Source organism: Streptomyces europaeiscabiei (assembly GCF_036346855.1).
Taxonomy (GTDB): domain Bacteria; phylum Actinomycetota; class Actinomycetes; order Streptomycetales; family Streptomycetaceae; genus Streptomyces; species Streptomyces europaeiscabiei.
Map to the genome: position 1 here is coordinate 147,214 of NZ_CP107841.1, position 22,556 is coordinate 169,769.

Annotated in this window: 17 protein-coding genes and 5 pseudogenes; 11 read left to right on the forward strand and 11 right to left on the reverse strand. The window is 68.9% G+C overall.

Annotation, left to right across the window (positions count from 1 at the left end; genetic code table 11):
- Positions 1-608 precede the first annotated feature (608 nt).
- From OG858_RS00655 to OG858_RS00680, 6 genes and pseudogenes are all read left to right on the forward strand, one after another.
- The gene (locus tag OG858_RS00655; protein ID WP_328543760.1) at positions 609-1,616 is read left to right on the forward strand and encodes a ScbA/BarX family gamma-butyrolactone biosynthesis protein; all 1,008 of its coding nucleotides are present in this window, start codon (positions 609-611) and stop codon (positions 1,614-1,616) included.
- Positions 1,617-1,868: 252 nt separating this feature from the next.
- A complete protein-coding gene (locus tag OG858_RS00660; RefSeq protein ID WP_086754258.1) occupies positions 1,869-2,552 on the forward strand; it encodes a ScbR family autoregulator-binding transcription factor in 684 nt (227 codons plus the stop codon).
- Positions 2,553-2,933: 381 nt separating this feature from the next.
- On the forward strand, positions 2,934-3,698 hold the full coding sequence (locus OG858_RS00665; protein WP_319068620.1) for an SDR family oxidoreductase: 765 nt from the start codon (positions 2,934-2,936) through the stop codon (positions 3,696-3,698).
- A 560-nt stretch (positions 3,699-4,258) separates the two neighbouring features.
- Positions 4,259-5,353: an NAD-dependent epimerase/dehydratase family protein gene (locus OG858_RS00670; protein WP_328545252.1), complete on the forward strand. Its 1,095-nt coding sequence runs from the start codon at positions 4,259-4,261 to the stop codon at positions 5,351-5,353.
- Between the two features lie 126 nt (positions 5,354-5,479).
- Complete coding sequence (locus OG858_RS00675; RefSeq protein ID WP_328545251.1) at positions 5,480-6,487, forward strand: hypothetical protein; 1,008 nt, start codon at positions 5,480-5,482, stop codon at positions 6,485-6,487.
- 396 nt (positions 6,488-6,883) lie between these two features.
- Positions 6,884-7,121 (forward strand): annotated as a pseudogene (locus OG858_RS00680) (transposase); the annotation flags it as partial.
- A 119-nt stretch (positions 7,122-7,240) separates the two neighbouring features.
- On the opposite strand, the gene OG858_RS00685 reads toward OG858_RS00680, so the two are convergent.
- Positions 7,241-8,128 (reverse strand): SCO6745 family protein, encoded by an 888-nt coding sequence (locus OG858_RS00685; RefSeq protein ID WP_086746527.1) that lies wholly within the window; start codon positions 8,126-8,128, stop codon positions 7,241-7,243.
- A gap of 588 nt (positions 8,129-8,716) precedes the next feature.
- Here OG858_RS00685 and OG858_RS00690 point away from each other — a divergent pair.
- Positions 8,717-8,932 carry a DUF6243 family protein gene (locus tag OG858_RS00690; protein ID WP_179200783.1) on the forward strand — a complete coding sequence of 72 codons (216 nt, stop codon included), beginning with the start codon at positions 8,717-8,719 and terminating at the stop codon, positions 8,930-8,932.
- A 486-nt stretch (positions 8,933-9,418) separates the two neighbouring features.
- Here OG858_RS00690 and OG858_RS00695 read toward each other — a convergent pair whose 3' ends face one another.
- Positions 9,419-10,075: a replication-relaxation family protein gene (locus OG858_RS00695; RefSeq protein ID WP_086746525.1), complete on the reverse strand. Its 657-nt coding sequence runs from the start codon at positions 10,073-10,075 to the stop codon at positions 9,419-9,421.
- A gap of 294 nt (positions 10,076-10,369) precedes the next feature.
- Between OG858_RS00695 and OG858_RS00700 the strand changes: the two genes are divergently transcribed.
- Positions 10,370-11,887, forward strand: a complete 1,518-nt coding sequence (locus OG858_RS00700) for a catalase (RefSeq protein ID WP_086746524.1) — start codon at positions 10,370-10,372, stop codon at positions 11,885-11,887.
- 255 nt (positions 11,888-12,142) lie between these two features.
- On the opposite strand, the pseudogene OG858_RS00705 reads toward OG858_RS00700, so the two are convergent.
- The 4 genes and pseudogenes from OG858_RS00705 to OG858_RS00720 form a co-directional block, all read right to left on the reverse strand.
- A pseudogene (locus tag OG858_RS00705) lies at positions 12,143-12,478 on the reverse strand (cation transporter); the annotation flags it as partial.
- 5 nt (positions 12,479-12,483) lie between these two features.
- Positions 12,484-12,665, reverse strand: a pseudogene (locus OG858_RS00710) (GNAT family N-acetyltransferase); the annotation flags it as partial.
- Between the two features lie 54 nt (positions 12,666-12,719).
- Positions 12,720-13,247: an aspartate carbamoyltransferase gene (locus tag OG858_RS00715; protein WP_319268897.1), complete on the reverse strand. Its 528-nt coding sequence runs from the start codon at positions 13,245-13,247 to the stop codon at positions 12,720-12,722.
- A 112-nt stretch (positions 13,248-13,359) separates the two neighbouring features.
- Entirely contained in the window at positions 13,360-14,757 is a 1,398-nt protein-coding gene (locus OG858_RS00720) for an MFS transporter (RefSeq protein WP_328545250.1), read from the reverse strand.
- Positions 14,758-14,861: 104 nt separating this feature from the next.
- Here OG858_RS00720 and OG858_RS00725 point away from each other — a divergent pair, with 104 nt between their 5' ends.
- Positions 14,862-15,479 (forward strand): TetR/AcrR family transcriptional regulator, encoded by a 618-nt coding sequence (locus tag OG858_RS00725; protein ID WP_319268900.1) that lies wholly within the window; start codon positions 14,862-14,864, stop codon positions 15,477-15,479.
- A 38-nt stretch (positions 15,480-15,517) separates the two neighbouring features.
- Here the strand turns inward: OG858_RS00725 and OG858_RS00730 are convergent, their stop codons facing one another.
- Positions 15,518-15,649 (reverse strand): hypothetical protein, encoded by a 132-nt coding sequence (locus OG858_RS00730; RefSeq protein WP_328545249.1) that lies wholly within the window; start codon positions 15,647-15,649, stop codon positions 15,518-15,520.
- A 22-nt stretch (positions 15,650-15,671) separates the two neighbouring features.
- Positions 15,672-16,925: an IS110 family RNA-guided transposase gene (locus OG858_RS00735; protein WP_086749537.1), complete on the reverse strand. Its 1,254-nt coding sequence runs from the start codon at positions 16,923-16,925 to the stop codon at positions 15,672-15,674.
- A gap of 540 nt (positions 16,926-17,465) precedes the next feature.
- Here OG858_RS00735 and OG858_RS00740 point away from each other — a divergent pair.
- Entirely contained in the window at positions 17,466-17,999 is a 534-nt protein-coding gene (locus tag OG858_RS00740; protein WP_319318149.1) for a hypothetical protein, read from the forward strand.
- A gap of 56 nt (positions 18,000-18,055) precedes the next feature.
- On the opposite strand, the gene OG858_RS00745 is transcribed toward OG858_RS00740, so the two are convergent.
- Together OG858_RS00745 and OG858_RS00750 are read right to left on the reverse strand one after the other, a co-directional pair.
- Positions 18,056-19,699: an ISL3 family transposase gene (locus OG858_RS00745; RefSeq protein ID WP_328545248.1), complete on the reverse strand. Its 1,644-nt coding sequence runs from the start codon at positions 19,697-19,699 to the stop codon at positions 18,056-18,058.
- A gap of 162 nt (positions 19,700-19,861) precedes the next feature.
- Positions 19,862-20,128, reverse strand: coding sequence for a hypothetical protein (locus tag OG858_RS00750; RefSeq protein WP_143677086.1), 267 nt, complete (start codon positions 20,126-20,128; stop codon positions 19,862-19,864).
- Between the two features lie 294 nt (positions 20,129-20,422).
- On the opposite strand from OG858_RS00750, the pseudogene OG858_RS00755 reads away from it, so the two are divergent.
- Positions 20,423-20,710 (forward strand): annotated as a pseudogene (locus OG858_RS00755) (LysR family transcriptional regulator); the annotation flags it as partial.
- Between the two features lie 114 nt (positions 20,711-20,824).
- Here the strand turns inward: OG858_RS00755 and OG858_RS48490 are convergent.
- Positions 20,825-22,518: pseudogene (locus OG858_RS48490) on the reverse strand (IS1634 family transposase).
- Positions 22,519-22,556 lie beyond the last annotated feature (38 nt).

The following is a 22,556-nucleotide window of genomic DNA, read 5'->3' on the forward strand; positions in this document are numbered from 1 at the left end:
CCCCCTCCTGGAAGAAGGCCGGGGAGGTCCCGTCTCAGGCCCATGAAACACCACCATAACAAACCGCACACGCGGTCTCTGTATGGCCGGTGAAAGAGGTCCGGGAGGCGCCCGGCCACGCCGGCGGCATCCGGCGCCGCGCGGGCTGCCGTCCGCGCGGCGCCGGATGCCGCGATCTTCCCGCCCTCCCCCGCCCCCTCCCCCGCCGCCCCCGCACGCGGCTCCCGCACGCCGGGCGGGCGGGCGCCGCGGGCGGGGGCAGGCCGTCCCCCCGGGGCCCGCCCGCTCACCACCACCCGCCCTCCGCACCGCGCTCACGAGGGCGTTCGAGGCCTGCCGCCCCGGGGCGGACCGGCGGGCACAGCCTCCCTGCACCCACGGAAGGCACGCACGCCCCACCGCCCGGAACCGGGTGATATCCGCAGGTCGGACAGCACTCCCCGGGCGGAGCGAGGACCGGTGGCGGATCTGGAGCAGCCTGCTCCGCATCCCGCCCCGGCGGACTGCGCGATACCGCTAGAAATTAAACCGGTTGGTATGTATCTTCTTGCTTGCTCGAGGGACCACCACTCATCAGTGCACGCCATGGCGGCTCAAGGGGATCAGACATGTCTGCGATCACGTTCCGCACAGAACGCGCGATACCCAGCACTTCGCCCACCGCTTCGGACACCCCGGCACCGGCCGGGACCGGCGTCATGCGCTACCCGTCCCTGACCACCACGGTCCCCAAGGAGTTCGTCCACCGCGCCAGCGTCGCCGAGGTCATGCTCACCGACTGGGAACGCACCGGGCAGGCCCGCTTCACGGTGAGCGCCCAGTGGCCCCGCGGGCACAGCTTCTTCACCCCCCTCGAAGGCTGCCACGACCCGCTCATCGCGGCCGAGACCGTCCGCCAGGCCGGCGCACTCCTGGCACATGCCGAATTCGGTGTCCCGCTCGGCCACCACTTCCTGATGTGGGACCTCGCCGTCGACGTGCGCCCCGAACACCTCCTCGTCGGCGGCGCGCCCGCCTCCCTGGAACTGGACATCAGCTGCCCGCAGATCAAGCGGCGCGGCCGCAGCCTGGCAGGCCTGCGCTACGAGGCCGCGATCCGGCGCGACGGCCGGCCCGTCGCCACCGCCGGCGCCTCCTTCTCCTGCATGTCCCCGGCCGTCTACCGCCGCGTGCGCGCCCACCGCCCGCCCGCCGGCGAGTGCGCCAGACCCCTGCTCACCGCCCCGGTCGCACCGCAGAGCGTCGGACGGATGTCCCCCATGGACGTCGTGCTCTCCCCCCTCACCGAAAAACACCGCTGGCAGCTGAGGGTCGACAGCCGCCACCCCGTGCTCTTCGACCACCCGGTCGACCACGTGCCCGGCATGGTGCTCATGGAGGCCGCCCGCCAGGCCACGGCCACCGTCCTGGGCCGCCCCTTCGTCCCCCAGTCCCTCACCGCCAGCTTCCAGCGCTACGCCGAACTCGACACACCCTGCATCATCGAGGCACACCCCGCCCCCGCCACCTCCCCCGGCCCCGGCCCCGGCCCCGGCAGGTCCGTACTGGTCAGCGGCCACCAGGACGGCCAGAGCGTGTTCCGGTGCACGGTGACCGCAGCACCGCCCACCCCCTGAGACACGGGCCACCCCAGGCCTCCCGCCCGTCAGCGGCACACCGCACCCCTCCGGCCCCCCGCAGACACACCCCACGGGACCGCCCCCTCCCACGGCCACCGGCGCGGCCCCACCCGCCCGGCCCGGACACCACCTGCCCCCACCCGGCAGCAACGGACCGGCCACCCCCGGCCACCTCACGGTAATATACAAACTGGGCGGTTTTTTTGAAGAGCTGGAACGCGTGCCAGCCGCACGACACATGGAGGCCGTATGGCCAAGCAGGACCGAGCCATCCGCACACGCCGGACCATTCTCCTGGCAGCAGCCAAAGTCTTCGAGGACCACGGATACCAGGCCGCGACCATCTCCCAGATCCTCACCACAGCCGGAGTGACCAAAGGAGCCCTGTACTTCCACTTCAGGTCCAAAGAGGAACTGGCACTGGGCGTCCTCGACGCACAGGACAGCCAGTTCACCGTCCCCCACCGGCCCGGCAAACTCCAGGAACTCGTAGACGTCGTCATGCTGCACTCCCACCGGCTGCAGACCGACCCCATGGTCCGCGCCAGCGTGCGCCTGGCCATGGACCAGATGGCCACCGGCCTGGACCGCACCGGCCCCTTCCTGCGCTGGAGCTCCCTCGTACGGGAACTCCTGGAAAAAGCCCAGACCCAGGGCGAACTCCTGCCCCACGTCGAACCCGCCCGGACCGCAGACGTGATCGTCGGCTCCTTCGCCGGCATCCAATCCATGTCCCAGGCCATCAGCGACTACCAAGACCTCATGACACGCGCCAGCGAACTCCTACGCCACCTCCTGCCCAGCCTCGCCCAACCCTCCACCATCGCCTCACTCCACCTCTCCACCACCCGCGGAGCAACCGTCTACCACGAAGCCACCCGACTCCTCAAAGAACAACCCACACAACAACACGAAACAACACCCACCAACTAACACCACAACAACCACCAACCCCCACAACACCACAACCACCAACCCAACAAGGAACAGAGCAACTTCCCACCAGCCCAAGGAAGAACAGAGCAACTCCCCACCAGCCCAAGGAAGAACAGAGCAACTCCCCACCAGCCCGCGCGAAACCGTGACCGCCACCCAAAGAAAAGCCCGGAACCAACCACACCGACACACGGCCGGCACCCCCACGCACAACCAGGCCACCGCCACCCCCACCACCCAGCGGTGACCGCCCGGACCGCGGGCACAGCCGGACCGCCACACCGTCCGCGCCCGCGCCCGCGCCGTGAACACCCACGAGCATGCGCCACCGCACATCCGACGCTGTCCGACCGTCAAAAAACAGGGGGAAACCGGGGCATGGGAACACTGACCGGGAAGACGGCACTGGTCACCGGAGCCAGCCGCGGGATCGGCCGGGCCATCGCCCGCCGGCTGGCCCGCGAAGGAGCCCTGACCGCCGTGCACTACGGCAGCAACGAACAAGCCGCACAGCACACCCTGAAACTCATCACCCAGGACGGCGGACAGGCCTTCGCCGTCCACGCCGAACTCGGCGTGCCCGGCGACATCGAAACCCTCTACACCCACATGGAAGACACCCTCGCCAGACAGCACAAAGGACCCGAACTAGACATCCTCGTCAACAACGCGGCCATCAGCGGATCCGCCCGCATCCACGACGTCACCCCCGAACTCTTCGACCGCCTCTTCGCCGTCAACACCAGATCCCCCCTCTTCCTCGTCCAACGAGGCCTGAAAAACCTCCGCGACGGCGGCCGCATCATCAACATCTCCTCCGCAGCCACCCGCATCGCCTACCCCGAATCCCTCATCTACTCCATGACCAAAGGAGCCCTCAACACCCTCACCCTCGCCCTCGCCAAAGAACTCGGCCCCCGCAACATCACCGTCAACACCATCAACCCCGGATACATCGAAACCGACATGAACAAACACAAACGACAAACCCCCCAAACCGCCGCCCACCTCGCCACCCACTCCACCCACAACCGCATCGGCCAACCCGACGACATCGCCGACATCACCGCCTTCCTCGCCTCCGACGCATCCCGCTGGATCACCGGCCAACACCTCGACGCCAGCGGCGGCACCCACCTCTAACACAGCCGCAGCCGCAGCCGCCCATCAGCCACCACCCGGCCAGCCACAGACCACAACCGCGGACCAGAAACCGCCACCACGGACCAAGGCCCAGGCCGCGCCCCCCAACCCGAGGCAGAGACTCGGGCCGCGGCCGGAGGACAGAAGCCGCACACCAGGACCACGACCGGTAGCAGGGGCCGTGGCCAGGGCTCGGGCCGGGCGCTCCCCGGCCCGAGACAGAAGCTGCGGGCTGCGACCGCAGGACGAGGCTGCGGCCAAGAGGCAGGACCCGCACACCGGAACCGCGGCCAAAGAGCAGAGGCTGCACGCTCCCGGGGCAGGGCAGGGAGCCCGGGGCGGGAGGCCGAAGGCACCTCGCACCCCCACACCACGCGCTCCCCCAACGCGGCCGCAGGTCCCGCCCCGTCGGCTGCGACCGGGACCGGGACCAGGGCCGCAGGCTGCCTGCCCCGGGCCGCAGCCTGGGGCGGAGGCCAGGTGCTCCCGGGCCAGTGGGCCGGGGGCACCGCGCACGCCACAAGACCGGCACGGCCCGCACCCCGACAAGGAGCCCCGCCATGCACACTCCAGCCGCAGCCGCAGCCAGCAGCACGCCGCCCACCACGAGCACCGACACCGGCACCGTCCTCCTCGTGGGCGGCACCGGCTTCATCGGACGCGCCGTACTCAAAGCACTCACCCGCCACCACCGGGCACAGGGCACCGCGCCCAGCCTTCGCGTGCTCTCCCGAAGAACACCCCCCACCCCCGCGGCGCAGCATGTGACCGGCGACCTCACCGACCCGCCCAGCCTGCACGGCGTCTGCTCCGGGATCACCACAGTGATCCACACCGCCAGCTACGTGGGCAGCGATGCGCAAAAATGCCACGCCATCAACCACACCGGCACCCAGGCCCTGCTGACCGAAGCCGCCCGCCACGCAGTCACACGCTTCATCTACGTCAGCACCGCCTCCGTCTACGGCACCGGCCCCCACCGCGGCTCCCACGAAGGACAGCTGCAGCCCGCACCCCTCTCACCCGCCAGCACAACCCGTCTGCACGCCGAAGAAGCCGTACGCGCCGCAGGCGGCACCGTCCTGCGCCCCCACCTCGTCTACGGCACCGGAGACCACTGGTTCATCCCCACCCTCGCCCGCATCCTCCGCCACATACCCACCTGGCCCGACACACCACCCCCCAAAACCTCCGCCATCGCAGTCCAGGACCTCGCCCGCATCATCACCGCACTCACATACCAACCCCCACCCCACAGCGGCGGCGGCAGTCGCGCTCACGGCAGCACCTACCACGTGGCCTACCCCCGCCCCCTGCGCATGGACCACCTCCACACACGCCTGCGAACCCTGCTGCACCTGCCCCCCGCCCGCCCCACCCCCATCACCGAACACCGCGCGCTGGTACGAGAACACCTACCAGAACTCACCGACCACCAATACGCCCTCCTCACCGAAGACCACTACTACGACACCAGCCGCATCTGGCACCACACACGACTCCACCCCGGCCCCGGCTTCGACACACGCTTCACCGCCAGCACCGCCTGGTACGCACACCACCTCAACCACCACACCCGAGCAACACCACCACACACCTTTGTCCCGTCGGCATCGGCCCGATCAAGAACCACCGACCCACACCACCCCCGGTGACAGACATCGACACCGAGGCCGAGGACCCGCCACCGGCGGGAACGGCCGGTGCCGGCCGAAATCCCGTTGCCTGTCAGCCGTCTCCCTGGTGGGATGCAGGGGTTTCGACGGCGAGGAGGGAAGGGCTTGGCCCTGTTCGGATGTGCGGGCTGCGGTGCGGTACTGACTGCGCCGGTGTCACGGGTGGCACTGCCGATCCACCTGAGCGACACCCACTGGGAGACACTGCACCCGCCGCTCCTGGAGGCGGGGACCTACGCCATCGACCCCGAGCCGTACGGGCCACCCTGGCGGCCGTGGGAGGAGATCGGAGCGCAGCAGGCGGCGGCACGGGGCATCTTCGCTCCGTTCAGCCATCTGCCCGACGGGCCCTCGGACACCGTCCTGCTCGCACCCGGCGACATGCGCGCCACCGGACTGATCACCGAACGGACCGAGGGCTACTGCATGGGGATCAACGGCAGCGGCGGACCGAACCTCGCCTGCCTGGACTGCGGGCTGCCGGTCGGATCCCGGATCGACGACTGCGGGCAGTGGCAGGCCGTCAGGCTCCTCCCCCACACAGTGGTGCGGCTGCCCGGCCCGCCGGAGCGGCCCGTCATGGACTGGGCGGAGCTACCGGCCGACGGCGCACTGCGGCACAGACTGAGCGAGTACCGGGACATCCCGGCCGGCGTAGCCCTCGCCCATGTAGTGGCAGCCGCCGAGGGCCGGCCGGTCGACGCGGCGCCCGGTGCGGTCGCCGAACTCCTCGGCCCGGCCCTCGCCGTGCTTCTGCCCACGGGGGAACACGCGAAGCGGCTGGCCCTGGCCGGACCGGGGTTCGGCGAGCCGGCCGCCGATCTGGTGCTGGTGCCGGTCCACCCGCAGACCGGCCAGACATGGCAGCCGAACAGCGGCGCCGTGCCCGTGCCTGTCGAGGCCACCCTCTGGGCCGAGCTGGCCTTCCCACCTCACCGCACGCGGCTGCCGGCGGCCGGCCGGCTGCCAGCAGGCGTGGAGCGGGACGATCCGCTGCCGCCACACCCCCAGTCACGGTTCCGGCCCTCCCGCGACGCGTTCCGGCACACACTCGCACGGATCCCCGCCGTCCGGGAACCATGGCTGCAGGCGATCCACGCCCGCGGGTACTGACCGTCACAGGCCGCATCGGAGTCAGACATTGGCCGACGCGGGCAGTCCTTCCGCTCCACAGACGAAACGCCCAACTGTCAGGGCGTCAGCAGGATCGATCACGACGCTCCGTCTACGAGCAGGAAATCCTTCACTTTCTCGGCCTGATCGCCGAAGCCGAAACTGAAGGGCTCCGAATCAGTCTCGTCGAAGCCGAATCCCAGACCACCCAGATCGCCTCCCCGACCTCCGGCAAGCCGGTCCGCTTGGGAACGCCATCCCCGCGACCGGCCTCATCGTGACCGCCGCGGTCACCGAAGAAGGATGCCAGGACAGCCGCGTTGGCCGCCCACTGAACGCAGAAGGGTCTCGTCCTGCACGGCACCGGCTGCCTCCACATACGAGCACAACACCGCTCGCAGCGGAAACGCTGACGCGCTCGAGCCCTGGATCACCCAGGTCCGGGCTGCCGATCTGCCGGATCTGCACGCCTTCACCCGGGGGTTGGGCGCGACCGCGACGCTGTGATCGCCGCGTTCACTCTCCCCACAGCAACGGACCCACCGAGGGTGCCAACACCAAGACCAAACTGATAGCGCGGCAGATACACAGCAGAGCAGGCTTCGCCCTCCTCCGCCACCGCAATTTCCTCGGACCAACGCCACCCCTCCGTCACCACCGAATATCAGACAGAGCCATCAAATTGACACACCCGACCCCGGTCAGGATCCGGAAGGTTTTCAGCCGTCCAGAAAGCCCTGCCTCGCTCTTCTCTCATGTGCTCTCTTCGCCAAGGCGGTCGGCTGCCCACGGCAGGAGCTCCTTGGCCAGCGCAAGGCTGAACGGCCTCACCAGCGAACGAAGTTCGGCGCAGGCGGCAGGACCGAGAGTGATGTACGGCAGGGCGGCAAGCCTGTCGGTGGTGTGCTCGATCTCCGCCCTGCGTCGCGCACCGTCCTCAGTCAACGCCAGGTGAGGTCCGTCGACGAGCCATCCACGCTCACGCAGGTTCTGCACGGCCTGTCCCCACTGCTCCGGCGTCCATGCCCGCGAGGCGCGCAGCACCTCTGCATCGATGTCGCCTGTGGCTGCGTGCGTGACAAGAGACTCGAGCCCACTCAGGCCGGCAGCCAGTAGTACCGCCACGTGACCGTCGCCCCGGAACTCCCGCAGCAGAGTCTGCGCCTGCCAGAGCACGAGGTGGGGTGCACTCGGCCACGGCAGTGCGGCGTGCGCGGCGAAGAGAGGGCGGCCGTGTGGATGGCGCACAGTCACTTCAGCCGCAGTACGGGCCAATTCCGCCGCGCGGGCCAGCTCCGGTGAGGAGACGTCCGCGCCGAGAATGCGGCAAAGCGTGGTATCGATCCCGGTGAGCCGGGCGGCGGCGAACTGCTGGGGCGTGGCGACTTCCCATGCCGCGGGAATGGCTCGGCGCACCAGTTGGGGATTGAAGTTGTAGAACGTGGCGATGACCAGATCCGCCGGAGCGGCGCCGAGCGCGGCGGAGCGGGACGCGAAGTACCCCGTCCTGGCATCCACGCCCAACTCGGCGTACTGCCCTGCGGCTTCGGGCGAGAAGTAGACAGCCCCGTGGTAGGGCTCAAGAGTTCTCCAGGTCTGGCGTGCAAGGACCAGGCCGTCGCGGTCCGTGTTCTGCTTCATGATGGGCTCTCCGTCCTGTGGCGGATAAGACGTTGCTGTTCATCGAGCACACGACGGTACGTGGAACCACACCATGCCGTACCATCCGGTCGGTACGCTATCGGAGAGCGGCTCCCGCAACTACTGCCCTGCGACCAGTTATGGGTTCCATCTGGTGCTACAAACGCCTTGTCCGCCTCACCACATAGGACACGGCCATAGGGCTCCTTTGGACATGAGGGTTGTCGCCGGCTTCCGACTGGCATCTCCGTACACTACGAACCGCGTCCTGGCCGTCTTTGACCCCCTGCAACTCCACCGCCTGGAGCCGGCGTTGCTGCACCACTGCTCGCTGGCCCAGGAGCAGGCGGCGAACTCACCCGTCCGTCCACGGGACGCCCTTGCTCTGACGCTGGGTGATTTGCGCAGCCTGCCCTGGCCCCCCAGGGCCTGCCGCGGAACGGAACCGGGTAACGTCTCTGTCATGTTCTTCCAGAGGCCGATTTACGAGTGAGAGCGTGATGGGCCCCTACTGACGTCCTTCGTTGTCGGCGCCCATCCCCCACCGATGAATCCGTAGATCACTTCACATCACTACCGGGAGAACCCGTGACCGTGAGCAAGAACATCAACAACCCCGTGGGCATGGGCGGTGGCCAGCGCAAGAAGCTGTCCCGCGCCGAACGGCAGAACAACGGTCCGCACCGCAACCTCGACCGCCAGGGTGCAGCCGACCAGAAGGCGGAGCTGGTGCGCAAGATGCGCGAGAAGACAGGTGCAGCTGAGGGCGCCGGGCAGGCGGGCGACGACACCGCACAGAGCTGACGTACCGCCGCCGCAGGGCGGCACCGCACGGGGCAGGGTCCGGACCGCGACGCGCGGTCCGGACCCTGCTGCCGTATCGGGGCTCTGCTCCCGTACCGGGTGCCGCCAATCGCGCTCAGCTCTCGGCCGACCACCCGCGTCACAACTGACCACCCGGGGTAGCCGCAGTTTCGGCAGCCCCATCGCCGCCACCACCCCGAGCTGCACCAGCAACTCAGCACGTTACCCGTGCCCATGCCCGGGCGACACCGCAGCCCAGGGGCCGCACCGCGCCAGAGGAAGTGGACGCGGCCGCAGGACAACTGGTGGACACCTCGGCGAGACGACCACAAACCCGCTGGTCAGAACAGCTCCGGTGGACAGCCTGACGCGGAACCCACACCCGCGCAGCCGTCAGGCTCGTCGGCGGAACAGGCTGCGGAACAACGCCCCCCACGGCTGGTGTGTGAGGGAGCGTCGTCACTGCGGCCGGCCTGCCCTGCCCCTTCAGCGGCCTACGGGCTCGGCGTAGCGGTCGCGGCGCCGGTCCGGGGCGTCGACGCCGATCTCGTACCGGGGCTCGGGGCGCTTCAGCCGGCGCAGGTTGTTCACCCACACCGCGATGGCGATGCCGTACACGTCGGCGGTGAGCGCCTGGCGGCGGTTGTCGAGCAGGTGCTTCTCTGTGTCCACCAGGACGACGTGCAGCCGCGGGAAGCGTTCGGAGCGGGTGTAGCGGTGGCGCTGCCAGAAGGGGAGCGTGCGGCCGTTGGTGCCGTGGGCTCCCTCCCAGACGCGGTGCCCGGCGCAGCGCTCGTAGTCCGAGACCTCCTTGGCGAGGCGGGCCCGGGACATGGTGCCGTTGTCAAGCTCGAAGAGGCGCACCTCGCTGGTCTTGGTCGGCACGGCAAGCACGGCGTCGGTGTTGAGGCTCGGGCCGGTCTCCTTGATGGCGTGGTTCACCTCCACCTGCCAGTCGGTCAGATGCTCACGGCCGCTTGCGAGGACCGTGTCGGTGTAGGCGAGGATCGTGCCCGTCACCGCGACGCCGTGCGGTCCGAACCCGGCCTGAACCGCCTTCGCGCCGGTGCCGGCCTTCAGGCGGGGCGGCAGCTCGTTCCCGTCGGCCAGAGCCTTCTGTGGGCGGCCGGCATCCGCACCCATCCGGGCGAGGAGGAATGCGGGTGCGGGATCCTTCGGCCTCGTCAGGCAAGCCGATCAGTACCCGGACCGCATGATGGTGCCGACATGCCGACATGCCGTGCGTTGCCCCGGTTCGTCGAGCGGGGTGAGGTCGACAGTGAGACGGACGTAGTTCTCGGAACAACCGCACGTTGGTCGGGAAAGCGATGTTTGTGGCGGCCGATGAAGGTCACCTGGCCTGCACGGGACCGAAAGGCTCTGGGCGCGGGCAGCGTGCCCGGTACGCCGCCGCTCCGTACGACGAAGGGCAGATTCATGACGGAGACTCCACCTGTCACCACGACCGATTCCGGCGCCCCGGTCGAGAGCGACGAGCATTCGCTCACCGTGGGGCCTGCCGGTCCGATCCTGCTGCAGGACGCGTATCTGATCGAGCAGATGGCTCAGTTCAACCGGGAGCGGATCCCCGAGCGCCAGCCGCACGCCAAGGGAAGCGGCGCTTTCGGCCACTTCGAGGTGACCCACGATGTCAGCGCGTACACCAGGGCGGCCGTCTTCCAGCCGGGAGCCCGCACCGACCTGGTCGTCCGCTTCTCGACCGTCGCGGGTGAGCGCGGCAGCCCGGACACCTGGCGCGACCCACGCGGCTTCGCGGTGAAGTTCTACACCAGCGAAGGCAACTACGACATGGTCGGCAACAACACGCCGGTGTTCTTCGTGAAGGACCCGATGAAGTTCCAGCACTTCATCCGCTCCCAGAAGCGCCGCGCCGACAACAACCTTCGCGACCACGACATGCAGTGGGACTTCTGGACGCTCTCTCCCGAGTCCGCCCACCAGGTCACCTGGCTGATGGGTGACCGCGGCATCCCGCGGACCTGGCGCCACATGAACGGCTACACCTCCCACACCTACATGTGGATCAACGCCGCCGGCGAGCGGTTCTGGGTGAAGTACCACTTCAAGACCGACCAGGGCATCGAGTGCTTCACCCAGCACGAGGCGGACCAGATGGCGGCCGCCGACACCGATTACCACACGCGTGATCTGTTCGAGCACATCCGCGACGGCGAATTCCCCAGCTGGACCCTGCACGTGCAGGTGATGCCGTACGAGGAGGCCGCGAGCTACCGCTTCAACCCCTTCGACCTCACCAAGGTGTGGCCGCACGGCGACTACCCGCTGATCCCGGTCGGCCGTATGACCCTCGACCGCAATCCCACCGACAACCACGCGGAGATCGAGCAGGCGGCCTTCCAGCCCAACAATCTCGTCCCCGGCATCGGCCCCAGCCCGGACCGCATGCTGCTGGCCCGGCTGTTCGCCTACGCGGACGCGCACCGCCACCGGATCGGCGGCAACTACCAGCAGCTTCCGGTGAACGCCCCGGTCGTGGACGTCCACACCTACTCCAAGGACGGGGCGATGGCGTACCGGAAGACCGCCGACCCGGTGTACGCCCCCAACTCCAAGGGCGGCCCCGCAGCCGACCCCGCGCACTACTCCCCGCCCAGTTGGCAGGCCGACGGCGCCATCACCCGTGCGGCCTACGTCAGTCATCCCGAGGACGACGACTGGGGCCAGCCCGGCACACTGGTGCGCGAGGTCATGGACGACGCCGCGCGCGACCGTCTGGTCGACAACGTCGTCGGCCATCTCCTCAACGGCGTCTCGGAACCCGTCCTCAAGCGGGCCTTCGAGTACTGGTCGAACATCGACAAGTCCATCGGCGACCGCATCGCCCAGGGCGTGCGCGCCAAAGCGGGCGACAAGGATCCGAAAGCCGCCGAACAGGGTAATCCCGCCCGGCGCAGCATGCAGGAAAAAGCCTGACCGCCTGACGGATCGGCCCCCTACGGTGGGCTTCCGCCTCCCGGCACCGCCGGCGCGGAGGTCCACCGATCCATGCGCAGCCGATCAACTCGCTGGAAGGCACGTGCCTGCACCGGCCAGGCAAACATGCTCGCGCCAACGGGGTGCTCTGCATGAGCGGTTCGTGCACCGGTTCAACCGGGAGGAGCCACGTCAGTCGAGGTCGGCCTACATGGCGGGCCCGATCGCTCCGCTGGAGCGGCCTCCGCTCGCGTGAACCCGTGACTCCGCTCCACTTTCGCCACATGCAGCGGTGCGCCGCTGGGCGGCGGACAGGAACGGCATCACCGCCAGCGAGAGGGCGGCGAGGACGATGCCGGGAAGGGAGCGTTCGGCCTCGCCTGTTCCGGTCAGGGCACGGACGGCGTCGAGCAGGAAGAACGACACCGAGGTGATCCGCAGAGCGGCCTTCTCACGGGCTTCGCGCACGGCGTGCTCACGGGCGGAGAACTGCCAGGCGACCGCGGCGGCGGAGGAGACCTCGATGGCGGAGTCCAGGCCGAAGCCGATCAGGGCGGTGGAGGAGGCGAGGGTGCCGACGGTGAGAGCGACGGCTGTCGGCCCATGTCGATGGGCTCTCCCTCGTGGTGGAGGACCACGCCGTGCCAGGTGTTGGACAGGGCGAGCGCCACCGCTTCTGGGGCCTTGCCCGAGAGGCCGGCATCGGTGCGCAGGCGGCGGACCACTGCACGGAAGGCACGCTCTCGCTCAACTCGTACAGGTCGTTCAAGCTGTCCACTTCCGATCGTGCGACGTGCGCGGTGATGGGCCTGGCTCGTTCTCGGCTCGTTGGTCAGTGACCGGTTTCGGCGTGGTCGCCGTGGTCGCTGAGCTGTGCTTCGAACCAGTCGTGCAGGGCGTCCACCAGCGCGGGCTCTTCGGTGGTGTAGGTGAGGGAGGCCCCCTCGGGCCGTTCCCGGTAGCGGACTTCGATGCGCTTGTAGCCCTTCTCCAGTTTTGCAAGGCCCGGCATCCTGTCGCCGTGAATCTGTGCGGGATCGCCGAAGTCGCCCTTGCCGAACGCCTTGGCCTCCTGCTGGAGGTGGGTGCGTATGAGGCCGATCTGTCTGGAGTCGTCGGGCTGGTCGGCGACGACGTCCTGAATGCCGCCCGTCACGGTGGGGGTGAAGTGGTGGGTGGTCGCTTCGAGGTCGAAGGGCATCACGGTCCGGCCGCGTTCGGCGACCGTTTCTTGCCGGTCGGTTTGGCTCTTGTCACCCTCTTGCTGCGTACCACCGATCCAGAAGGTGACGCCCAGTGCCGCGCCGACACTTGCCGCGGTGATGCCAGCTGTCAGCAACCGACGCTCGCGGTGATTCATCCAGTGCCTCCGTGAGCCTGTCGAGGGCGTGCAGTACGCCGGCTCCGTTGTGGGTGGGATCGCTGTGATGCGGTGACCAACAGGGCGATCGGGCTGGTCAATCGGCTTGGGCTTACTGGTGCTTGGCGGGGATCAGCCACAGGGCGATGACGGTGGAGACCGCGGCCACGCCCGTGGCGACGAGAAACGCGTCGTCGAAGCCGGAGGCCGTCTGGGTGCCGGAGCGGGCGACGATGCTCGTGGCGGCGGCGCTGGAGACGGCAGCGGCGCCGGCCGATGCGCCGAACTCGTGGAAGGTGCTGACGATGCCCGACGTCACCCCGGCCTCGTGAGGGGCCACGGTGGCGAGCGCGGTGGCGGAGGCGACGACGAACAAGGCGCCCAGGCCCGCCGCTGCGACGCTCACGCCGGTGACCATCGCGGTGGTTCCGGACCGGAGCACCGGAACGAGGAACCCGGCGGCCGCGACAGACAGGGCGACCACAGCCAGCAGCCGTGCCCCCAGACGGCCGATCACGCGGCCGGCGGCTGCGGCGGCGACCACGGTCAGCAGTGCCACCGGCAGGAACAGCACGCCGGTCATCAAAGCACCGTGGCCCTGGCGGTTCTGGAGGTAGAAGGAGCCGAGGAAGAAGGCCCCCACCATCAGCGCCGTGGTGACAGCGATCACGAAGGTGCCCGCCACCACCGGGCGCCGGCCCAGCAGACGCAGATCCATCAGCGGTGCCACGACCCGGCGCTGCCAGAGGGCGAACACCGCGTAGGCGGCTGCCGCCGCGGCGACCAGGGCAACGGTGACGTTGTTCAGCCAGCCGTGGTCACCGGCACGGATCAGGGCGTAGATGAGGGCACCGGTCGCGGCGGCGACCAGAGCAGCGCCGGGTACGTCAAGGGAACCGGTGCCCGCACGGGGCAGGCCGGGAAGGATCCGGGCGAGCGAGACAAGGACGATCAGGCCGACGGGGACGTTGACGAAGAAGACCCAGGCCCAGCCCGGACCTGCCGTGATCAGCCCGCCCAGCAGCACGCCGAGTGCGGCACCCCCGCCGCCGAGTGCCGACCAGATGCCCAGCGCGCGGTTGCGCTCGTCGCCGTCGAACAGCCGCACCACCACGGACAGAGCGGCGGGCGAGAGCATCGCGGCGCCCGTCCCCTGGGCGATCCGGGCGGCGAGCAGCAGCGGGGCGCCGGTGGCGAGTCCGGCGGCCAGCGACGCGGCGGTGAACACGGCGAGCCCGGCCAGGACGACCCGCTTGGGACCGAACAGGTCCGCGGCCCGGCCGCCGAGCAGCATCAGACTCCCGAACGTGAGGGCGTATCCGCTGACCACCCAGGTCAGTGCCGCGCGGTCCAGGTGCAGTTCCACGCCCATGTCGGGGAGTGCGATCGCGACGACGGTGATGTCGAGGATCAGCATCAGCTGTGCCAGTCCCAGCAGTCCCAGGGCAGTCCAGCGCAGCGGATGCGGTGCATCCGGTGCGCGTGTGGTGGTGGTTTCCGTGTCGCTCATGACGCTCACCCCTCGTCGTTAAGTCGTACAGGTGTGTTCACGTTATACGCCCCGGGGGTATAAGCCAAACAGCGCTGTACGACTTACTGGGGTACTGTGGGCGCATGGGCAGCAAGAACTCCACGGCCACCAAGCGCGCTGACGCCCTGCGCAGCATCGAGGCGATCGTGCGGGCCGCGGCCGAATGCCTCGGACGCAATCCCGAGGCGAGCATGAGCGAGATCGCCCGGGCTGCGGGTGTGGGCCGGGTGACGCTGTACGCGCACTTCACCTCCCGCGCAGAGGTCGTCGACGCGGCGATGAGCCGCGCCATCGACCGGGGCAACGAGGTACTGGACAGGGTCGACCTGACCGGTGACCCCCTACTCGCCCTGGCCCGGTACATCGAGGCCGGCTGGCACCTGGTCGACGAGGCCCGGGCGCTGCTCGCCGCCGCGCAACGGGAGCTCTCCGCCGGACGCATCCGCGAACTGCACGCCGGACCCGCCGCCCGGGTCGAGGCGCTGGTCGCCCGCGGCCGAGCCGAGGGCACCTTCCGTACGGACCTGTCGATCGCCTGGATGGTCAATGTCCTGCACGCGGTCATGCACAGCGCGGCGGAGGAGATCCGCGCCGGCCGCCTCACCTCCGACCGCGCCGCCGACCACATCACGGCCACGGTGCTGGCCGCCTTCACGTCCCCGGGAACACCGGTACCCGAGACCGGCGGGGCCCGCCCGTAATTCGAAGCGAAGATCTGCGAACTCCGAGCAGTACCAAATCAGTTCGCCGCCACGGTGATCTCTTCGAGAGATGGCAGCCAGGCGGTGAAGGGCATCGTCTGGTGCGGGGGGAGGTCGCCGCGCAGGCGTACGAAGCGAACCGGGTGGTGGTTGCGCCTCCTCTCTGACACGAAAATAGAGGCTTCGTGCCGGTCAGGTCGCCTCGATGGGTTCGAAGCGGATGGTCAGGCCGAGGCGGTTGGCTTCCTTGGTCATGCGGCGCATCGCGCGTTCGGGGTCGCGGCGGGTGAAGTAGTCGGCTCCCAGGTCGTGGTAGTCGGTCTTGTCGTGCAGGACGTGCCAGATCGCGATGGCGAGCTTGTGCATGACCGCGACCAGGGCCCGTAGGCTGCCGCGGCGCGAAGCGATGCGCCGGTAGTACGTGCTGAGATAGGTGTCCTTGCTGCGGCTCACGGCCATTGCGGCGACGCCGAGTATGCGCTTGAGGCTGCTGTTGCCCGACCGGGTACGGCCGGACTTGTTGACGCCGGCGGATTCGTTCATTCCTGGGCAGACCCCGATCCAGGAGGCGAGGTGTCCGGCGGTGGCGAACTGGGCCATGTCGCCGCCGGTCTCGGCGATGATGATCTGGGCGGCGGCGCGGCCGATGCCGGGGATGGTGTCGAGGCGGTCCACGTCCTGGTCCCTGCTCAGACGGGCCAGGAGCGCGGCGATGCGGGCGTCGAGATGCTCGACCACCGCGGTCAGGTGGTCGAGCTCGTCGAGGTAGTGGCGGCACATAAAGGCGTGGTGCTCGGTGAAGGTGCCCTCCAGCGCCTCGGTCAGGGCCGGGATCTTGCTGCGGGCCCGGCGCACGGCGAGGTCGGCCAGCGTCCCCGGGTCGCGCTCCCCCTGGATCAAGGCGTTGATGATGGCTCGTCCGGTGGCCCCGGTGATGTCGCTGATCACTGAGGACAGCTTCATCCCGGTGTCCTCCAGTTCCTTCTCCAGCCGCTGGGCCTCCCGGCCCCGGGCCGTGATCACCTCGGTGCGACACCGCGTCAGATCACGCAGCTCGCGAATCTCGCGCCGGGGCACGAACGAGCCCATCACCATCCCCGACGCGCCGGCCCGGGCCAGGAAGGCCGCGTCGCTTGGGTCGCTCTTGCGGCCCCGGATGCCCTTGAGGTGGGCGGGGTTGACCAGCATGAGGTTCAGCTGCGGCTGCAGCGTGTAGTAGAGGTGCCGCCAGTAGTCCGAGGTGGCCTCCAGGACCACCACCTCCACCCGGCGCTCGAGCAGCCACGCCAGCAGCCGCCGGATCTCGGCCGCGGTGGTCTCGAACCGCTCCGTCTCCAGCGACCAGGTCCCCGCCCGGGACGCGGCCGGGGTGCGCACACAGGCCACCAGGAACCGCTTGCCCAGGTCCAGCCCCGCCGCCCGTAGATAGATGACTTCGTCCTTCACGTCCTGCCTGGCCACCGCGGTATCCCTCCCACGCGCACCGATCGGACGGGTGCCCGGAGGGATCCGGGAAGTCGCTGAGTCTGACACGCGCGCTCCGGGCCGAAGCCGTGGCGCAAACCGAAGTCCGCTAGCAGATCCCCATCGCCATCCTGTCGGGCGAACTCACCGGCATCAAAGAGTCATCGGCTTACCGGGCACCCGACCCCATTTTCCCTCCACCGAGGAGGCCAGCGCAGCGGCCTGGCGAACCTGTCGGGTGGGGAGCCGAAGATCGGCCTGACTGACCAGACTCTCGCGGAACTCGCTGTTGTCGCGTAGCAGCGCGGCGCCGACACGTGCGGCTGGCGGAACCTCGAACGAGGCGAAGATTTCCCCCTCCTGGCTTCGTGACCGAGAGCGGGGTTCTGGCACAGATCTTGGGGAGCGGTCGCGGAGTGTCACCGGAGCAACAGCATGAGGTGGGTTGGCCCGCAGGGCGGTTTGCCGGGACAGTCTAAATTTCCAGGCGCTCTCGCGCGCCGTGCTGGCATCGTATGAACCATGGCAGCGATAGACGACACATCCGAACCTGACAGCCCTGTCCGCAGCGCCTATCCGCCCTTGGTGGAGGCAGCGTGGCTGTATCAGGCGGATCAGGTGTGTCCGGAAGACCTGCCGATGACCGCTGCCCAGGCACTCGCAATGGGAATGGACACGCCGACCCTGTGCGAGCTCGCTGGCCTGCCGCGTCATGCGGACCCCCGGGACATCCGCGACACATTCGAGCAGGCTCTCGAAGAATTGGGGATCATTCTGCCCGATCACCACCTGGCCCGGCGATACGCGCTGCGCAGGCTGGCCACGCGATTCACCGCAGGGGAGGTGGATCTCGCCGAGTTGGCATCGGACGAGTGGTCGGAGATGGAGGTCGAGACCGCTGAGGAGCAAGCATTCGTGGCGCTACTCCCGCCATGCGCGTGCTGCATCGAGTACACGCTGGGGCTCGACGAGGCGGCATGGGAAGCGCAACTGCAGGTCGCGGCCTGCGCCTTGGTCTCGCATCCCACTGTCGGGCCTGTCGGGCCGCGCTTCTGACGAGTGGGGTCGGAAGGCGTTTCTGGCGCAACATCTGGGGTCGCGATCGCGGAGGTTCACTGAAGCAGGATCATCTTGCGGAGGAGTTCGAATCCGGCGTGCCCATAGAGCTGCCGCTTGATCTTCTTGATGCGATTGACGGCGCTCTCGATGCTGCCGGAGTTCCAGTCGAGAGTGAGCCCGGCAGTCACGGCGTCGAGGTCTCGGGGCAAGTGGAGTGCGAAGCCCGTGAGACCGGGCAGCCGGCTAGCGTCGACTGCGTCGATCCAGGTGGGGAGTGTGGAGCCGAGGCGGTCGGTGAGTATCTCGCCAAAATCACGGACGTGTCCGGCCGCCTTGTCCAGTTCGGGGCAGCGGGCCAGGACCTTCTTCAGGCTGGCCCGGTCTTCCTCGGTCAGGGTCGCGGGGTGACGGGTGAGCCAGCCGGTCACCTGCCGCACCGACGGCGCCCGCGGCGACGCAGCAGGCGGAGCCCCGCGCAAGGTGGCGATGTGCGCGCGGACCATGGCGTAGGTGACGGGAGCGTGCTCGGCAACCAGCTCGCCGTGCAGTCGGGTGGCGCTGGTGCATCCCTCAGCGAATCGCCGCTCCAGGTAGGGTTTGTAGGGGTCCAGCCTGCTGGACCGGGGCCGGTTCTCGCGGATGGTGTCCTGCCAGCGTGCGGCGTTCGCGTACCGGAGCACGGTGTTGAGACCCCAGCCCAGGTGCCGGGCGATCGCCCGACGCGAGTGGCCCTGGGCAAGCAGCTCGTGGACCAGAGTATGTGCTGCCTTCTTGCGCTCGGCCCGCCGACCGACGGGCTTCGAGTCGTCCTGCGGTCGGCCCGAAGCCCCTCCGGTGGCCTCCGGCAACACGCCGCCGGGCGAAGGGTTGCGCAGGCAGTCGCGATGGGCGGCGACGCAAGTCTCCACGGCTCGGCCGAGGCCCTGCCACAGATGGAACCGGTCAGCGACCTGTAGAGCTTCCGGAGCACCGCGCCGGGCACCCTCGGCGTACGCACCCGCCCGGTCCCGGCAGATGATCTCCACGCCAGGGTGGCGGATCAGCCAGGCGGCCAATGGCCCGGCTTCACGGGTCGGGAGCACATCGACCACTCGATGGTCTTCAACGCTGGTCAAGACGGTGGAATAGGTCTGACCGCGACGGATCGCGAAATCGTCCACACCCAGCACACGCGGCGTACTGAGCCGCGGATCGGGCAATGCCATGACCCTGCGTAACAAAGTCATCCGTCCCGCGCCGAAGCCCAGCTGGGCCGCCAGCCGGGCGCCGGCCCGCCCGGCCAGCGCGAGCCCCACTCGCTCCAGGGCGTGGTTGAGCCGCGTGGTGAACCGTGCGTGCGGGGCGGCCAGCTGCGAGAACGGCTCGGCGAATGTCCGGCGCGGGCAGCCCGCCGCCCCGCAGATGAAGCGCCGGACCGTCAGCCGGATCACAAAGCCCTGCTCAGCGACCGGAAGGTCCTTCAGCCTGCGCTGGTACCGGTCGTGGACTCGGTCCGCAAAGCGGTCGCAGTCCGGACACGCCGCCCCGGCCGCGCGGCCTCTCGCCACAACCTCGACCGTGCCGAACGCGGCCGTAACCGCCTCGACGTCCACCTCGTCGATCCCGTCGAACCACAGCGAGTCCCAGAACGGTGCATCGGTCTGCATGACCAGCACCATCACCGTCCACAACCGACCGCAGCAGCGATCGGCCACCATCTGATGGAGCGTCAATTCCGATCGTCGCACGACAAGGCGTACGTGGTCTCACGCAACCCTGTCTCCTCGCCATCGAACATCGAGGTAACGCTCTGCGACGACTCCCCAAAATCTGTGCCAGAACCCAGAACTCACTGACAAAGCCACCCTCCCTCATGACGCTCAGGAAATTACAGGGCGCGGCCGCCGCGCCGCCTGTTGCGGGCAAGCCCGGCTGAATGCGCACGGTCGTTCCTTCTGGCCTCGCTCACGTTCTTCGGCGGCGCCGCCCGGGCTCGGATCGCCGGCGGCATGGGCGCGCAGGGCGGCCACGCCGAGCAGTTCCGCCTCCAACAGTTGGAGGGCCTCGTCGCGTACGGACTCCAGGGCGATGCCGCTGTGCTCCACCACCTCGGCGCGCGGGGTGACCTGCTCGGTGACGGTCGGCAACGGCGGGCGCGGGAGTGGTCTCCGTGATGTCCTCGGGCATAGCGAACGACTGCTCGCCGCTGGACATTCCCCACGTCGCCGCCTGGCACATCCTCCACGACCTCATGCCCTACCTCGTCGGCCCCGATCACTTCACCAACCGCCTCGGCAAGGAACGCCAGACCCGACGCCCTGATCGCCCAACTCGCGGCCCTCCGCACGGACGTCACCATCGCCTCACGCGAACAGACCGTGTGGACCGCGCCGACGCGCATCACCGCAGGTGGTTTTCAAGTGAGCCCTAAAATTCGCCCCATGCAACTGGACCTGAATCTCTTGGCGGTGCTGGATGCCCTCCTCGAGGAGGGCAGCGTGACAGGGGCGGCGGAGCGGTTACGCCTCTCCGCTCCGGCCACGAGCCGCAGCCTCGGCCGGATCCGCCGGCTCACCGGGGACCAGATCCTGGTCCGCACAGGCCGAACAATGACACCGACGCCTTATGCCCTGGAAATTCGTGACGCCGTGCACTACCTCGTCGAACAGTCGCGCGCGATCCTCGAACCCAGGCGCACGCTGGATCTCGGTACTCTGCAGAGAGCTTTCCCTGACTTCCGCAGTTGGCAGGCATGCGAGAGTGTCGAATCGGTGGTCTGAGCTGCGGAAACGCCAAGGATGCGAACGGGTGGGCGTGTGCCCACGTGGTCCTGTTCTGGCTGGTCAGGACGGGTCTGCGGCGGTAATCCTGGGTGGCGGCTTGATGCCGCAGTCGCGGTAGAGGGCGGCCTGCTCGGGGGTGAGCGGGGTGGTCTGGGTCAGTTGTCCGGCGTCGCCGGTGAGCGTGACCTCGTGGACGCGGCCGAGCTGGGTGCTGATCCGGTTCCAGGTCTGGCCGGTGCGGCGCTCGGCAACGCGGATCAGCAGCAGCGCGAGCCAGCACAGCAGCACGTGCGCGCGGATCCGGTGTTCGAGGCGGTGGAAGACCGGCCGCAGCTCCAGCACCGTTTTCAGATCGCGGAATCCGCGTTCGGCTTCCAGGAGAGCCTTGTACCCGACCGCGATCTCCTCGGCACTCAGGTGCGGGTCGGAGCTGGTCAGCAGGTACTTGCCGTCCAAGCGTTCCTCGGCCTTGACCTTGGTGCGGTCGATGGCGAGGCGCCCGTTCTTCGAAGTCCTCAACCACCGTTTCAAGGTGGGGTGTTCGATGAGCGCGCACTCGGCGCGCAGATGGGCGGCCTCTGCCTTCTCCCGTGCTTTCGCGGTGGTGGCGCGTTTGGCGTCGCGTTCGCGCTGGGTGCGGATCCGCTCGAGTTCGGCCTCGATCCGCCTGATGGCGTCCTCGCGGTGGTGCCGGTCGCGTTCTTCCTGGGCTGGGTTGTGGCAGATGACGAAGCGTCGGCCCGGGGCCTGGTCGAGCTTGACCTCCTTGACACGCAGGTTGTCGCGGACCTGCTGGTAGCGGCCCGGGCGAGCGCGGCTTCGGCCAGGTCGCTGCCGTCGCGCATGCGCATCCCGGCGATGTAGTGGCCGCCGGCGCGGGTGAGGTAGGCGAGGTTGTCCGCGCTGGAGAAGCCGCGGTCGACCACGGTGATCACGCGTCCGAGCTTCCAGTCACGCATGTCGTCCTTGACCTGAGGCAAGATCGCCTGGTCGCTGGTCCCGCCGGGCCATACCCAGCAGCGGACCGGGACGCCTTCCTTGGTGACGGCCAGTCCGATGGTGATCTGGGGCAGGTCGTCGCGGTGGTCCTTGCTCTTGCCGTAGGCGCGGAACGGCGCCTCGCCCCCGTCTTCCGCGTCGCGCTCGAAGTAGGTGTTGGTGGTGTCGAAGAACAGCAGGTCGACCTCGAGGTTGAGCAGGTTGGCGACCGCGAAGAACACCGCCTCCTGTACCTCGGCCTGGGCGTCGGATTCCACCAGCAGGTCCATCGCCCGGTAGGCATGGTCCTCGTCCATCGTCTCCAGGCCCGGTATCGCCGCGTCGCGGCCGGCCCACTCGGCGGCCGAGAGTTTGGAGGCCGGGGCGATGGCGCGGTTGGCGACCAGTGCGAACAGCACCCGCTCCACGTCCGTGCGGAACCGGCGTGCGCCGAGGATCTTCGCGAGCGCGCTATCGATCTCCAGATGCCGCCACAAGCCCTCGAGTAGCCAGACAGCCCCGAACGGGCGCGAACCGGTCACCTCCAGGCCGCCACCGGCCGCCGGAGCTGCCGCATCGGCACCGTCCTCGCCCAGGTAGCGGTTGATCGAGGCCACCAGGCGGCGCAGGCCGTCGGTGTCGAGCCGGTCCTCGCGGCCGAAGTTGTGCAGCACCTCGGCCTGCGTGGTCCCGTCCACCCGCCGGTTGTGGGCCAGTTGCACGTAGCGGACCGTCGTGCCGTTCTTGTTCTTCCGCTGAGTGGTCCGCAAGTACATGCCCACAGCATGAACGATCACGGCAGGGAGAGCAATGC

Bases quoted from the DNA above. Each gene is read 5' to 3' on its own strand.
- OG858_RS00700 (WP_086746524.1), top strand. From the start codon at position 10,370: ATGACGGAGACTCCACCTGTCACCACGACCGATTCCGGCGCCCCGGTC.
- OG858_RS00740 (WP_319318149.1), top strand. From the start codon at position 17,466: ATGGCAGCGATAGACGACACATCCGAACCTGACAGCCCTGTCCGCAGC.
- OG858_RS00670 (WP_328545252.1), top strand. From the start codon at position 4,259: ATGCACACTCCAGCCGCAGCCGCAGCCAGCAGCACGCCGCCCACCACG.
- OG858_RS00655 (WP_328543760.1), top strand. From the start codon at position 609: ATGTCTGCGATCACGTTCCGCACAGAACGCGCGATACCCAGCACTTCG.
- OG858_RS00745 (WP_328545248.1), bottom strand. From the start codon at position 19,699: ATGGTGGCCGATCGCTGCTGCGGTCGGTTGTGGACGGTGATGGTGCTG.
- OG858_RS00715 (WP_319268897.1), bottom strand. From the start codon at position 13,247: ATGAATCACCGCGAGCGTCGGTTGCTGACAGCTGGCATCACCGCGGCA.
- OG858_RS00685 (WP_086746527.1), bottom strand. From the start codon at position 8,128: ATGAAGCAGAACACGGACCGCGACGGCCTGGTCCTTGCACGCCAGACC.
- OG858_RS00665 (WP_319068620.1), top strand. From the start codon at position 2,934: ATGGGAACACTGACCGGGAAGACGGCACTGGTCACCGGAGCCAGCCGC.
- OG858_RS00660 (WP_086754258.1), top strand. From the start codon at position 1,869: ATGGCCAAGCAGGACCGAGCCATCCGCACACGCCGGACCATTCTCCTG.
- OG858_RS00720 (WP_328545250.1), bottom strand. From the start codon at position 14,757: ATGAGCGACACGGAAACCACCACCACACGCGCACCGGATGCACCGCAT.
- OG858_RS00695 (WP_086746525.1), bottom strand. From the start codon at position 10,075: ATGGGTGCGGATGCCGGCCGCCCACAGAAGGCTCTGGCCGACGGGAAC.
- OG858_RS00725 (WP_319268900.1), top strand. From the start codon at position 14,862: ATGGGCAGCAAGAACTCCACGGCCACCAAGCGCGCTGACGCCCTGCGC.